At 65.0% G+C, this 13,649-nt stretch carries 12 protein-coding genes and 1 pseudogene; 5 read left to right on the plus strand and 8 right to left on the minus strand.

From position 1 onward, the window contains the following. The 4 genes and pseudogenes from CG471_RS25895 to CG471_RS25910 form a co-directional block, all read left to right on the plus strand. A pseudogene (locus CG471_RS25895) lies at nt 1-257 on the plus strand (hypothetical protein); the annotation flags it as partial. Nucleotides 258-345: 88 nt separating this feature from the next. Further along, entirely contained in the window at nt 346-1,581 is a 1,236-nt protein-coding gene (locus CG471_RS25900) for a hypothetical protein (protein ID WP_099234225.1), read from the plus strand. A 109-nt stretch (nt 1,582-1,690) separates the two neighbouring features. Further along, a complete protein-coding gene (locus CG471_RS25905; protein WP_099234233.1) occupies nt 1,691-3,754 on the plus strand; it encodes a S9 family peptidase in 2,064 nt (687 codons plus the stop codon). Between the two features lie 62 nt (nt 3,755-3,816). Further along, the gene (locus tag CG471_RS25910) at nt 3,817-4,446 is read left to right on the plus strand and encodes a glutathione S-transferase family protein (RefSeq protein ID WP_037511357.1); all 630 of its coding nucleotides are present in this window, start codon (nt 3,817-3,819) and stop codon (nt 4,444-4,446) included. Between the two features lie 82 nt (nt 4,447-4,528). Here the strand turns inward: CG471_RS25910 and CG471_RS25915 are convergent, their stop codons facing one another. The 8 genes from CG471_RS25915 to CG471_RS25950 form a co-directional block, all read right to left on the minus strand. Further along, the gene (locus tag CG471_RS25915; protein WP_099234226.1) at nt 4,529-5,263 is read right to left on the minus strand and encodes a Bax inhibitor-1/YccA family protein; all 735 of its coding nucleotides are present in this window, start codon (nt 5,261-5,263) and stop codon (nt 4,529-4,531) included. A 123-nt stretch (nt 5,264-5,386) separates the two neighbouring features. Beyond that, complete coding sequence (locus CG471_RS25920) at nt 5,387-6,058, minus strand: cyclase family protein (RefSeq protein WP_099234227.1); 672 nt, start codon at nt 6,056-6,058, stop codon at nt 5,387-5,389. After that, on the minus strand, nt 6,055-6,312 hold the full coding sequence (locus CG471_RS25925) for a hypothetical protein (protein WP_099234228.1): 258 nt from the start codon (nt 6,310-6,312) through the stop codon (nt 6,055-6,057). Before CG471_RS25925 ends, CG471_RS25920 begins: the two co-directional genes overlap by 4 nt. A 164-nt stretch (nt 6,313-6,476) precedes the next feature. Continuing rightward, nucleotides 6,477-9,146, minus strand: a complete 2,670-nt coding sequence (gene acnA / locus CG471_RS25930; RefSeq protein ID WP_099234229.1) for an aconitate hydratase AcnA — start codon at nt 9,144-9,146, stop codon at nt 6,477-6,479. 318 nt (nt 9,147-9,464) lie between these two features. Beyond that, nucleotides 9,465-11,219 (minus strand): DUF885 family protein, encoded by a 1,755-nt coding sequence (locus CG471_RS25935; RefSeq protein ID WP_099234230.1) that lies wholly within the window; start codon nt 11,217-11,219, stop codon nt 9,465-9,467. 54 nt (nt 11,220-11,273) lie between these two features. Further along, the gene (locus CG471_RS25940; protein ID WP_004211342.1) at nt 11,274-11,477 is read right to left on the minus strand and encodes a DUF5818 domain-containing protein; all 204 of its coding nucleotides are present in this window, start codon (nt 11,475-11,477) and stop codon (nt 11,274-11,276) included. A 5-nt stretch (nt 11,478-11,482) separates the two neighbouring features. Further along, nucleotides 11,483-11,668: a DUF1328 domain-containing protein gene (locus CG471_RS25945; protein WP_004211340.1), complete on the minus strand. Its 186-nt coding sequence runs from the start codon at nt 11,666-11,668 to the stop codon at nt 11,483-11,485. A 71-nt stretch (nt 11,669-11,739) separates the two neighbouring features. Then, nucleotides 11,740-12,738: a D-glycerate dehydrogenase gene (locus CG471_RS25950; RefSeq protein ID WP_099234231.1), complete on the minus strand. Its 999-nt coding sequence runs from the start codon at nt 12,736-12,738 to the stop codon at nt 11,740-11,742. A 102-nt stretch (nt 12,739-12,840) separates the two neighbouring features. Between CG471_RS25950 and CG471_RS25955 the strand changes: the two genes are divergently transcribed. Further along, nucleotides 12,841-13,338, plus strand: coding sequence for an SH3 domain-containing protein (locus CG471_RS25955; protein WP_099234232.1), 498 nt, complete (start codon nt 12,841-12,843; stop codon nt 13,336-13,338). Nucleotides 13,339-13,649 lie beyond the last annotated feature (311 nt).

Consider the following 13,649-nt stretch of genomic DNA (forward strand, 5'->3'; position numbering starts at 1 on the left):
CCGCCATGCGGGCGGCGCGGGGCGCGGTCGACTATCCGCTCGGCATCATCGCGGGCGACCGGCCGATGAACGGCCTGCTTCCCAGCCGCATCTTCCGCGCGCCCAATGACGGCAAGGTCAGCGTCGCCGCCACCCATTGTCCAGGCGAAAGCGACCATGTCACCCTGCCCGTCGCCCACACCGCGATGATCTACACCCGCCCCGTCGCCGATCAGGTCGTGCATTTCCTGCGCCATGGGCATTTCGCTCGCACTTAGCCGCCCTCTCCCCGCCCCCCGCAAATTCTGCTAAGCCGACTCCAGAACAGAAAGGTCGCATGTCTTCCACGCTTTCATAGGGGAATGCATGTCCACTTCGCTTCATCTGCGGTCCGCCGCGCCACGCGCCGCGCTGCTCAGCATCAGCTTCGTCCTTCTCGCCACGCCCGGCGCCAGCCAGCAGGCCGGCGGACCGATCGCCCGCTATGCGATGGATGCCGGCACCATGTCCGGCATGGCCGCAATGGCGGGCGGCGGTGGCATGGGCGGGGCCATGTCGATGATGATGGGCGGCGGCAACCAGCCGATCCATGAACTGGTGCTGCGCCTGGGATCGACCCAGGCCGCGAGCGGCTCGCCGGCAGCCGAGCATTATATGCCCGCCGGTGCCCGGCTGGGTGCTTCCGTCCCGCTGGTCACGCCAAAGGTCACGCCGAGCGACGAGCCGGCGCTGCCCGGCGAGAAGCCCAAGGGGCGGCTGCTCATCTATTGGGGATGCGGCGCGACCGCCGGGCCGAACCAGCCGGTGGTGATCGATTTCGCCAAGGTCGCGCGCGGCCAGTTTCCGCCCGGCCTCTACATGACCGGCGCGGCGATCCCGCAGGAATGGCAGGTCCGCTTCACCAACAGCAAGACCTATGGCGAATGGCCCAATGGCCAGACGCGCAAGACGCTGTCGGGCAATTCCTCGCTGATCGGCGACCATCGCATCGCCGGCAATTATGCGCCGGAGATCAAGTTCGCGCTGAACCAGGACTTCATGCCGCCGATCACGGGCCGCGCCAGCCCGGCGGCGGGCGGCGCCACCCAGCTGAGCTGGAACGCGGTGCCCAATGCCACCGGCTATTATGCCTGGGTGTTCGCGGCCAAGCAGGGCGGCGACATGGTGTGGTGGGCCTCCTCAGCCAGTCAGGCCTTTGGCGGGCCGGTGTGGGACTGGCTATCCCCCGCCGCCGTGCGCAAGCTGATCGGCGACAAGATCGTGATGCCGCCCAGCCAGACCAGTTGCACCGTGCCGTCGCAGGTGGTGCAGTCGGGCGGCGAGATGCTGATGGGCAGCCTCTATGCCTATGGACCGGAAGCCAATTTCGCCTATCCACCACGCCCGGCCGATCCCAAGATCGCCTGGAAACCGGAATGGATCGCCCGCGTCCGCTATCGCTCCAATACCATGTGGATGCTCAACGGGCCGGACATGGGATCGATGATGAGCCAGGGCGACGACAGCGCCGACGCCTCCGGCGACAATCCGCCGCCCAAGAAGAAGAAATGCAAGGGCGGCCTTGGCGGGATGCTGGCGGGCGCGATGGGCGCGGGCTGCTGAAGTTCCAGTCGGGGCGCGGCATCACCCGTCGCGCCCCGGCCACGAGTTGCACTTGAAACGAAAGGAAAATCCGGCAAGTCTCGCGCCATTCTTCCGTTTCGAGGTTTTCATGCGACATAAGCTATTGGCCGCGCTGCTGCTCGGCGCCGCCCTCTCCCCCCTGCCGCTCGCCGCCCAGTCGGCCGCCCCGTCGTCCAGGTTCGAGGGCCGCGACATTTTCGCGCTGCAGGTCGCGACCGATCCGCAGATCAGCCCCGACGGCAAGAGCGTCGCCTATGTCCGCCGCCAGGGCGACATCATGACCGACCGGCAGAAGGGCGCGATCTGGCTGGTCGACACCGCCACCGGCGCGCAGCGCCCGCTGGTCACCGACGCCAGCCAGCCGCGCTGGTCGCCCGATGGCAAGCGCATCGCCTATATCGCCGCCGATGCGGGCAAGCCGCAATTGTTCGTGCGCTGGCTCGACACCGGTGCCACCGTGCGCGTCACCACCCTGCCCGACGGCCCGCAGTCGGTCACCTGGTCGCCCGACGGCAAGTCCCTTGCCTATATCATGCGCGTGCCCGCCGACCCGATGAAGCTGGGCAAGGCGCCCGACAAGCCGGAGGGCGCCGAATGGGCCAAGCCGCTGGAGGTGATCGACCGGGTCGATTATCGCAATGATGGCGGCGGCTATGTCCAGGCCGGCTATGACCATATCTTCCTGGTGCCGGCCGATGGCGGCCCGGCGCGGCAGCTGAGCTTTGGCGACTATCAGGATGGCGGCCCGCTGAGCTGGACGCCCGATGGCCGCGCCATCCTGTTCAGCGCGGTGCGCAAGCCCGACTGGCAGCAGAAGATATTCGATCCGGAAATCTACACGCTCGACATCGCGTCGGGCGCGATCAGCCCGCTCACCAGCCGCGAAGGCCCCGATGTCGCGCCGGTCGTCTCGCCGGACGGCAGCAAGATCGCCTATCTCGGCTATGACGACAAGCGCCTGTCCTACCAGAATAGCTATCTCTACGTCATGAACCGCGACGGCAGCGGCGCCCATGCGATCACCGCCAGTTTCGACCGCAGCATCGACCGCGCCTATTGGGCGGCCGACGGCAAGTCGCTCTACGCCCAATATGACGAGCGCGGCGTCAACCGCCTTGCCCGCATCAGCCTCGATGGCCATGTCACCGAACTGGCGAGCGGCCTTACCGGCACGGCCTTCGACCGGCCCTATAGCGGCGGCGATTTCAGCGTCGCGGCCAATGGCACGCTCGCCTTCACCAGCGGATCGGCGTTGCGCCCGGCCGACCTGTCGGTCAGCAGCGGCGGCAAGAGCCGGCAGCTCACGCGCCTCAACGAGGATTTCCTGGGCCACAAGGCGCTGGGACAGGTCAAGGAACTGGCCGTCACCGCGCCCGACGGCCGGACCGTGCCGGCCTGGCTCGTCACCCCGCCCGGCTATCAGCCCGGCACCCGCGTGCCGTTGCTGCTGGAAATCCATGGCGGCCCGCACACCGCCTATGGCCCGCATTTCTCGACCGACGACCAGCTTTATGCCGCCGCGGGCTATGCCGTGCTCTACACCAACCCGCGCGGCTCCACCTCCTATGGCGAAGAGTTTGCCCAGCTGATCCATCACAAATATCCCGGCGACGACTATGGCGACCTGATGGCCGCGGTCGATGCCGCGATCGCGGCCGGCGTGGCCGATCCGGACAATCTGTTCGTCACCGGCGGTTCGGGCGGCGGCGTGCTGACCAGCTGGATCATCGGCAAGACCGACCGGTTCAAGGGCGCCGCCACGCAGAAGCCGGTGATCAACTGGATCAGCGAGGCGCTGACCATGGACAATACGCTCTTCACCTCGCGCTACTGGTTCCCGGCCAAGCCCTGGGAAGATCCGATGGGCTATTGGAACCGCTCGCCGCTCAGCCTGGTTGGCAACGTCAAGACGCCGACCCTGGTGGTCGTGGGCAGCGAGGATTATCGCACCCCGGTCAGCGAAGCGGAGCAATATTATGGCGCGTTGCAGATACGGGGCGTGCCGACCGCGCTGGTGAAAGTGCCGGGCGCCAGCCATGGCGGCATCGCCGCCCGCCCGTCGCAATCGGCAGCCAAGGCGGCGGCGATCATCGCCTGGTTCGATCGCTATCGCGACAAGCCTGCGGCGGCGGCCACCGCACCGGCCCAATGATCCGGCTGGCCGGAGCATATTGTTCATGATATGTTCCGGCCACTTTCCAAGGAGAATGCACAATGGCGGACCCGGTTCTTCTCTATACCAACCCCATGTCGCGCGGGCAGATTGCCCGCTGGATGCTGGAGGAGGTCGGCGCCCCCTATGAGGCGGTGATCCTGGATTATGCCGGCGGCATGAAGACCGCCGACTATCGCGCGATCAACCCGATGGGCAAGGTGCCGGCGATCGTCCATGGCGGCAAGGTGGTGACCGAATGCGCCGCCATCTGCGCCTATCTGGCCGATGCTTTCCCGGCCGCAGGGCTAGCGCCGGCGACCGATGACCGGGCCGATTATTATCGTTGGCTCTTCTTCGCCGCCGGTCCAGTGGAGGCCGCCGTCACCAACAAGGCGATGGGCTTCGTTTTGCCCGAAGGGCGCGAGCGCAGCGCGGGCTATGGCTCGCTCGACGACACGCTCGACACGCTGGAAACGGCGGTCACCGGCCGCAGCTGGATCTGCGGCGGCACTTTCACGGCGGCGGACGTCTATGTCGGCGCGCAGATCGACTGGGGGCTCACCTTCGGCACCATCCCCAGCCGCCCGGCGTTCGAGGCCTATGCCGCCCGACTGCGCGAGCGCCCGGCCTATAAGAGGCAGAAGGAGATCGACAACGCCCTGATCGCCGAGATGCAGAAACAGGGCTGAGCCGCCCCCTCCCCACAAAGCAAAAGGCCCGGCGGAGATGTCCGCCGGGCCTTTTTCCTGTCTTCGTTCCGTTTGCTGGAAATCAGCGGCGATCGCCCATGAAGCGCAGCAGGAACATGAACATGTTGATGAAGTCGAGATAGAGGTTCAGCGCCCCCATCACCACCGACTTGCCCATCATCTCCGTGCCGGCGACATAGGCATAGATGCTCTTGATCTTCTGCGTGTCATAGGCGGTCAGGCCCGCGAACAGCAGCACGCCGACGAAGCTGATCGCCAGATCCATCATGCTGGAGCGCAGGAAGAGGTTGATCAGGCTGGCGACCAGCAGGCCGACGACACCCATGATCAGGAAGGTGCCGAAGCCCGACAGATCCTTCTTGGTGGTGTAGCCGAACAGGCTGAGGCCGGCGAAGGCCGCAGCGGTCGCGAAGAAGGTCTGCGCGATCGACGTGCCGGTATAGACCAGGAAGATCGACGACAGCGACAGGCCCATCACGGCGGCATAGGCCCAGAACAGGCTCTGCATCGCGACGGTCGACAGCTTGTTGATGCCAAAGCTCATCACCATGACGAAGGCCAGCGGTGCGAACATGATGACATATTTCAGAATGCCGGGGCCGGCGAGGATCTGGAGCGCCAGACCGCTCGACGCGAACAGCAGCGCGACAACACCGGTCAGCAGCACGCCGCTCGCCATATAATTATAGACCGACAGCATATATTTGCGCAGCCCGGCATCGAACGCCTCGCTGCGCGCGGCGCTGGCATTGCCAAAGCCTGCGATATCGGAACGGGGGTCGGACCAATTGGCCATGGGTAAAATCTCCTTGGACGGCCTTTCTCGGCCGATCGTCATAGTATCGGCGCTAACGCCTCTCAGTTCAAGTGAAAGCCGAAGCCTAACAGCGATGTCATGCTTCAGCGCGACATCACAAGATCATGCCGGATCGACTTGCGCGAAGGCCCGCACCGGGAATGTGCCCATGCCGACGATCTTGGGCGGCATGGCAGTGAAGGCGAAGCCCGCATCCGGCAGCGCGCCCAGATTGGTCATATGTTCGCAGATCAGCACGCCGGCACCGAGCAATTCGCGATGGACCGGGCGACCGGTGCCGGGGCGGGTATCGTCGATATTATGGCTGTCGATGCCGACCAGCCGGGCGCCGCGCGCCACCAGCATCTGCGCCGCCGCTTCGGTCAGGAAGGGATGATCCTCATAATAGGCCGGCGTGCGCCAGCGCCGGTCCCAGCCGGTATGGACGAGCACCGCGCGGCCGGCGACGTCGATGCCGTCGAGATCGGCGGCGTCGGTCGCCAGGCCCATAGCGTCGAACGGCCTGCGCACCACGATCGCCGGCAGGCTGGCCAACCGGTCGAGATCGAGCATCGAGAGATCATCGCCCTCCTCGAAGCGATGGAAGGGCGCATCGAGATAGGTGCCGGTGTTCGACACCATGTCGATCCGTCCCATCTGGAAGGCGCTGCCATCGGCATAGTTGGCGCGCGACTGTTCGCGGGTCCAGTAATCGCAGATATGCGGCGCGGCGACGCCCTTATAGGTGGTCATGCCATGTTCGATGGCGTGGCTGAGATCGATGAAGCGGGTCATGACGGGGACATTCTCCGACGGAAGATGCGCCACAGGGTGGAAAAGCCGACGACTGCCCAGATGATGTTGAGCACCATCGACGGGAAGGCGCCATGCCACCAGGTGTTGAGGATGAAGAAGGCGGCGCCGACGGCGTTCAGCCACTGGAAGGTCGCCGACCCGCCCGACAGCCGCCCGGTCGAGACCCCGACATAGGCGATCAGCACCAATATCGCGCCGGCCCAGCCGATGATTTCCACGAACAGCGCCACCATCCACCCCCAAATGAAAAGGGCCCCTCCCTTCCGGGAGAAGCCCTCATTCCTTAGCTCAGCGCGTCAACCGATCAAGAGCATGGACCGCCGAAGTCGGCCATGCTCCTGGTCTTTATTTGCCGCGATTTCCAAGTCGTCAGATGTGCCATCTGACTTGAAATCGCTCAGGCCGCCAGCTTGCGCAGCACATATTGCAGGATGCCGCCGTTGAGGAAATATTCCAGCTCGTTGACGGTATCGATGCGGCAGAGCGCGGTGAAGCTGAAGGTCGAGCCATCAGCGCGGGTGACCTGCACTTCGACATCCTGGCGGGGCTTCAACTCGCCGACGCCGGTGATGGTGAAGCTGTCATCGCCCTTGAGGCCCAGCGTGTCGCGGGTCTGGCCGTCCTTGAACACCAGGGGCAGCACGCCCATGCCGACCAGGTTCGAGCGGTGGATACGCTCGAAGCTCTCGACGATCACGGCGCGCACGCCGAGCAGGTTGGTGCCCTTGGCCGCCCAGTCGCGCGACGATCCGGTGCCATATTCCTTGCCGCCGATGACGACCAGCGGCGTGCCGTCGGCCTTGTGCTTCATCGCCGCGTCATAGATCGGCATGACTTCGCCCTGATAGCTGGTCATGCCGCCTTCGACGCCGTCGAGCATCAGATTCTTGATGCGGATATTGGCGAAGGTGCCGCGCATCATGACTTCATGATGGCCACGGCGCGAGCCATAGCTGTTATAGTCGGCCTGCGCGACCTGATGCTCGCTCAGCCACTTGCCCGCGGGCGAGGTCGCCTTGATCGAACCGGCCGGCGAGATGTGGTCGGTGGTGATCGAGTCGCCGAAGATCGCCAGCGGCATGGCGCCGATGATGTCGGTGACCGGCGCCGGGGTCATGGTCAGCCCCTCGAAATAGGGCGGGTTGGCGACATAGGTCGACCCGGCGCGCCACTTGTAGGTGTCCGACCCGGTCACCTCGATCGCCTGCCAATGGGCGTCGCCCTTGTAGACATTGGCATAGCGGGCGCGGAACATCTCCCGGTCGACCGCCCCCGCCAGGGTGGTCGCGACCTCGTCATTGGTCGGCCAGATGTCCTTGAGATAGACCGCTTCGCCATCCTTGCTCGTGCCGATCGGGGTGGTGATGAAATCCTCGATCACCGTGCCCTTGAGCGCATAGGCGACAACCAGCGGCGGCGAAGCGAGGAAGTTGGCGCGCACGTCGGGCGAGACGCGACCTTCGAAGTTGCGGTTGCCCGAAATGACGGCGGCAGCGACCAGGCCATTTTCATTGATCGCCTTGCTGATCGGCTCGGCCAGCGGTCCCGAATTGCCGATGCAGGTGGTGCAGCCATAGCCGACCAGGTTGAAGCCGATCGCGTCGAGATGCGCCTGAAGGCCCGCCTTTTCCAGATAGTCGGTGACGACCTGCGAACCGGGCGCCAGCGAGGTCTTGACCCAGGGCTTGGGCTTCAAGCCCAGCTCGTTCGCCTTCTTGGCGACCAGGCCGGCGGCGATCAGCACATTGGGGTTGGAGGTGTTGGTGCAGCTGGTGATCGCGGCGATGGTGACGTCGCCGTCGCCAATGTCATAATCCTTGCCCTCGACCGGAACGCGGGTCTGCGCCTTCTTGTAGGTGTTGACCATGTCGGCGTTGAACACATCATCGACTTCAGGGAGCGCGACGCGGTCCTGCGGACGCTTGGGACCGGCGAGGCTGGGCACCACGGTGGACAGGTCCAGCTCCAGCGTATCGGTGAAGATCGGCTCGACCGACGGATCGATCCAGAAGCCCTGCTGCTTGGCATAGGCCTCGACCAGGGCGATATTCTCGTCGCTGCGGCCGGTCAGGCGCATATAGTCCAGCGTCTTGTCGTCGATGCCGAAGAAGCCGCAGGTCGCGCCATATTCGGGCGCCATATTGGCCAGCGTCGCGCGGTCGGCGAGGCTTAGCGTGGCAAGGCCGGGGCCGAAATATTCGACAAAGCGGCCGACCACGCCGCGCGCGCGCAGCATCTGGGTGCAGGTCAGCACCAGATCGGTGGCGGTCACGCCTTCCTTCAAATTGCCGGTAAACTTGAAGCCGACCACTTCGGGGATCAGCATCGATACCGGCTGGCCCAGCATTGCGGCCTCCGCCTCGATCCCGCCGACGCCCCAGCCCAGCACGCCCAGGCCATTGACCATGGTGGTGTGGCTGTCGGTACCGACGCAGGTGTCGGGATAGGCGATGGTCGCGCCGTCGGCGCCGGTGCTCGACCACACGCCCTGGGCGATATTTTCCAGATTCACCTGATGGCAGATGCCGGTGCCGGGCGGCACAGCATAGAAATTGGCCAGGCTCTTGCTGCCCCATTTCAGGAAGTCGTAGCGCTCCATGTTGCGCTGATATTCGATCTCCATATTGTCCTGGAACGCCTTGGGCGTGCCGAACTCGTCGACCATGACTGAATGGTCGATGACGAGGTGGACGGGCACCTGCGGGTTGATCTTGCTGGCGTCGGCGCCCAGCGCATTCATCGCGTCGCGCATGGCGGCCAGATCGACGACGCAGGGCACGCCGGTAAAGTCCTGCAACAGCACGCGCGCCGGGCGATACTGGATCTCGCGCTCGGCCTTGCCCTTGTCATTCTGCCAGTCGACGATCGCCTTGATGTCGTCGGTGGTGACGGTCACGCCGTCCTCGAAGCGCAGCAGATTTTCGAGCAGCACCTTCATCGAGAAAGGCAGGCGCGAAACGTCTCCAAGCTTCGCAGCAGCCTTTTCCAACGAATAATAGGCGATGTCCTTGCCGCCGACATTGAGCGTGTCGCGCGTGCCGAAAGTATCCTGTCCGGTGGCGGTCATAAGATATGCGTCTCCTCGCATAGGCCCGGCCATGCGGAAGGAAGCGTCGCGTTCCCACCAGAAGCCACGAAGACGCGGCAAGGTGGAGGGAGGCGCCCCAACCTATGGTCGAAGCAAGTGTGTCCCGATGAGCGGTGGCATACAGATTGCCACCGCCAAGTCAAAGGGACAAAATGGTCGAAACCGCCTTTATTTCCGCCATTTTTGCTTACTGAAAATCATTCGCAGCGACGCGCACAAGGGCCGCACTTTTATTGTGCGCGGGGCGTGGAAATCACGCCCGCCCCGCCCCACATCTTGCCTTTATCCGCGTTCTTCTCAGCGCGCCTTTTCCGCGGCGATCCAACCGTCGATCTGGCTTTCCAGCACGGTGAGCGGCACCGCCCCCTGCGACAGCACCGCATCATGGAAACGGCGCAGGTCGAATTTGGGCCCGAGTTGCTGCTCCGCCCGCGCCCGCAATTCGCGGATCTTGATCTCGCCCAGCTTGTAGCCCAGCGCCTGCCCCGGCCAGCTGATGTAGCGATTGACCTCCGCATCGATATTGGCGTCGCTCAAGGCGCTGTTCGCCTTCATGAAGGCGACCGCCTTCGCCTTGTCCCAGCCCTTGGCATGGATGCCGGTGTCGACCACCAGGCGGCAGGCGCGCCACATCTCGTAGGACAGGCGGCCCATCATCTTTTCGGGCGTGTCATAGAGGCCCATCTCCTCGCCCAGATATTCGGTGTAGAGCGCCCAGCCCTCGACATAGGCGGTGAAGCCGGCGAGATATTTGCGGAAGGGCGGCAGCGGCAATTCCTGCTGCAGCGCGATCTGGTTGTGATGGCCCGGCACCGCCTCATGCGCGGTCAGCGCCGGCAATTCCCAGAAGGGCCGCTGGTCGAGCTTCGAGGTGTTGACCCAATAGGTGCCGGAAATCCCGGCCTCGGGCGCGCCAGGGCCATAATAGGCCGTGGTCGTTCCTTCCGCCTCGGCCGCCGGGATCGGCTTGATGCCATAGGGCAGGCGCGGCAGCGTCGCGAAATAGCGCGGCAGCAGGCCGTCGATCGTCTTGGCCTGGCGCGCGGCGACGCGCAGCAGTTCCTCGGGCGTCTTGGCGTAATAGCTCGGATCAGTACGCAGATGCTGGATGAAGGCGGCGCGGCTGGGATAGCCCGCCTTGGCCGCGATCACGTCCATCCGCTTGCCGATGCGCGCGACCTCATCCAGGCCGATCTGGTGGATTTGATCGGGGGTCAGGTCGGTGGTGGTGTGGGTGCGCACCCGGCTGGCATACCAGGCCGCGCCGCCCGGCAGGGTCGAGGCGCTGTCGCTCTGGCGGCATTTGGGCAGATAGTCCGCCACGAACAGGTCGTGCCATTTGCCATATTCGGGCGTGATGACATCTCGGATCAGCGCTACCGCGCGCGCCTGTAGCGCCGTCCAGTCGGCATCGCTGATGTCGCGCGGCTTGGCGCGGGTGAAGGGCTCGTAGAAGCGCGTTCCTTCCGGCGGCCCGGCAACGATGCCGCTGATCCCCTTGGCAAAGCCGCCCAGTACCGAACAGGGCAGCACATAACCGCCCCTGATCGCCTGGCGGGTGATCGCCATGCCATCGCCATTCTGCTTGGGGTAGAGAGCGAGGCGCTTGAGATAGCTCTCGTAATCGCCGCGGGTGTAGAAAGGCAGGCCGTCGGCCATGCCGGAAAAGCCCTGATGCCAGCTATAATAGGTGGTGAAGAGCATCAGCCGTTCGGCCTGATGCCGGTCGCTGGCGATATCGTCGCGCAGCATCCACAACAGCACGGCACGGTTCACCTTGTCGGCGGCATCCAGCCCAGCCTCCGGCACCGCATCCAGCCGGGTGACGAAGCCCTGTTCCGCCTTGATCTGGGCATCGCGGGCGGCGAGCGACAGGTCGGAAATCTGGTCGTCATAGTCGCGCACGCCGCGTGCGGTCGCTTCCACCGGATGGACCGACAGATACCATTTCCAGTGATCGTCGATCACCTGGGTCAGCTGGTCATGGGGAGTCTGGGCGTGAGCCAGAGCGGGCGCCGCAACGGCGAGCATCAGGGAAATGATCTTGCGCATGGGCGCAACTGATCGCGCGGCGCAACGATTCTGGCAAGATGGCCCGATGCCGGTTCAGGCGGCGGCTACGCCGTCCGCTTCGACAATGTCGTCGCCGGCATAATAGCCGCGCACCCGGACCCGCTTTTCCACATGGTCGACCGGCACCCGCAGCAGCACCAATCGCCAGGTGCCGCCAAGATCACGCTGGAGCAGGAAGCCGGCCTCATCGCGCAGCAACCGCCCGGTTTCATCCACTCCAGCGCCGATTTCGATCATGCGTGTCAGTCTATCGCGTCCTTGATGCCCTTGCCAGCCAGAAGGCCCAGGACAAGGAAAATCAGGAACAGGGCGATGGCGATGCCGAACAGCAATTTGGCGATGCCGACGAAGGTGCCGGCGGCGCCGCCGAAGCCGAGGACGGCGAGCACGGCCGCGATCACAAGGGCAATGATGGCAAGACGAATCATGGTGGGATTCCTTCCGTTTCTCTGATGTTTCCAAACGGAGGAAGGCGCGCATTGTTCCGCGCGCGCAGCGATCAGACCCAGCCTTCAAGCACCTGATTGGGCGGACGATGGCCGTCGGCCCAGGTACGGATATTGGCGATGACGCGGGCGCCGGTGGCGTCGCGCCCCTCGAAGGTCGCCGAGCCGACATGAGGCAGCAGGGTGACGTTGGCGAGCGCCAGCAGCCGCGGATCGACCGCCGGCTCATGGGTGTAGACGTCAAGCCCGGCACCGGCAATCCGTGCTTCAGCGAGCGCAGCGATCAGTGCCGGCTCATCGGTGATTTCGGCGCGGGAGGTGTTGATGAGATAGGCGTCGGGCCGCATCAGGCCGATCCGCCGCGCATCGATCAGGCCGCGGCTATCGGCGTTGAGCGGGCAATGGATCGAGACGATGTCGCATTCGCGCAGCAGCGCGTCGAGATCGTCATGCCAACTGGCCTCCAGTTCCTGCTCCACCTCGAAAGGCAGGCGGTGGCGGTTATGATAGGCAATGGAGAGGCCGAAGGCCTTCGCGCGGCGGGCGACGGCGCGACCGATGCGGCCCATGCCGATGATGCCCAGCTTCTTGCCACCGATACGGTGACCCAGCATGCCCGACGGGCTCCAGCCATGCCACTGGCCCGAGCGCACCAGCTTCTCTCCCTCCGCCAGGCGGCGGGGCACGGAGAGGATCAGCGCCATGGTCATGTCGGCCGTATCTTCGGTCAGTACGCCGGGCGTGTTGGTGACGATCACGCCCCTGGTCCGCGCGGCGGCTAGGTCGATATGGTCGACGCCGCTGCCGAAGCTGGCGATCAGTTGCAGCCGGTCGGGCGCGCCGGCGATCAGTTCCGCGTCGATCTGGTCGCTGATGCAGGGCACCAGCACGTCGCACTGCGCCATGGCGGCGGCGAGTTCGCCCCGGTTCATGGGGATGTCGCCGGTGTTGAAGCTGGCGTCGAACAGTTCGGCCATGCGCGCCTCCACATTGGGGGGCAGGCGACGCGTCACGATGACGCGCGGCGTTGCGGGGCGCGGTTTCCTGGCCATAGCAAGGCCGCTATTCCCGCCTGCTCCGCCGGTCAAGCGGATATGCGGTTGCCTGCGATTGAAAGCTTGTCGCGACCGGCCGGACAAGCGTATGGAAAGACCATGGGTGATATGGGCAAAGGGTCGGGCATGAAGCGCCTGCTGCTGGGCGCGGGCATGATCGCGGCACTGACCAATATGAGCGGCGCGGCTGCGGCCCCGGCCAAGCCGGTGCCCTATTGGGCATCGCTGTCGCATGACGAGGCGCGGATGCGCGTCGGCCCCAGCCTCGATTATCCGTCCAACTGGGTCTATCAGCGCCGCGACCTGCCGGTGAAGGTGGTGCAGGTGCTGGGCCTGTGGCGCAAGGTGGAAGACCCCGACGGTGCCCAGGGCTGGATGCATGTCCGCCTGCTGAGCGATACCGCCACGGCGATCGTCACTGCTGCCGAAGCGCCGATGCACGAAGGCGCGAGCGAAACCAGCCGCACCCTGTTCCGCGCCGAAAAGGGCGTGGTCGGCCGGATCGGTTCCTGCTCGAGCGGCTGGTGCGCGTTCGACGTGAAGGGCCAGAAGGGCTTCGTGAAGGCCAGCGACGTGTGGGGCGCCACCAACAGCTGAACCCCGCGCGGCAAAATAGGACATGCCGCGCTTAACTTCGCATATTTCCCGCACATCCTGACATTTTCGTGCCGATGATGGAAATTATCGTGCGAGGCCGTGGATGCGCGCGGACGATGGGAAAGAGCCGGCAACGGTATAGCCGAAAGGCGGCACTGTAGGACAGGTTTGGGTGGAAACAAGACATAGCCCCTCCCTTCCAGGGAGGGGTTGGGGTGGGTTGCGAGCGCAGCGAGCTTCTGCCCTATCGACCGTAGACCGCCGCTACGCGGCGCACCCACCCCCGGCCCCTCCCTGGAAGGGAGGGGAGT

This window comes from Sphingobium sp. IP1 (assembly GCF_002708645.1).
In the GTDB taxonomy this organism is placed as follows: domain Bacteria; phylum Pseudomonadota; class Alphaproteobacteria; order Sphingomonadales; family Sphingomonadaceae; genus Sphingobium; species Sphingobium yanoikuyae.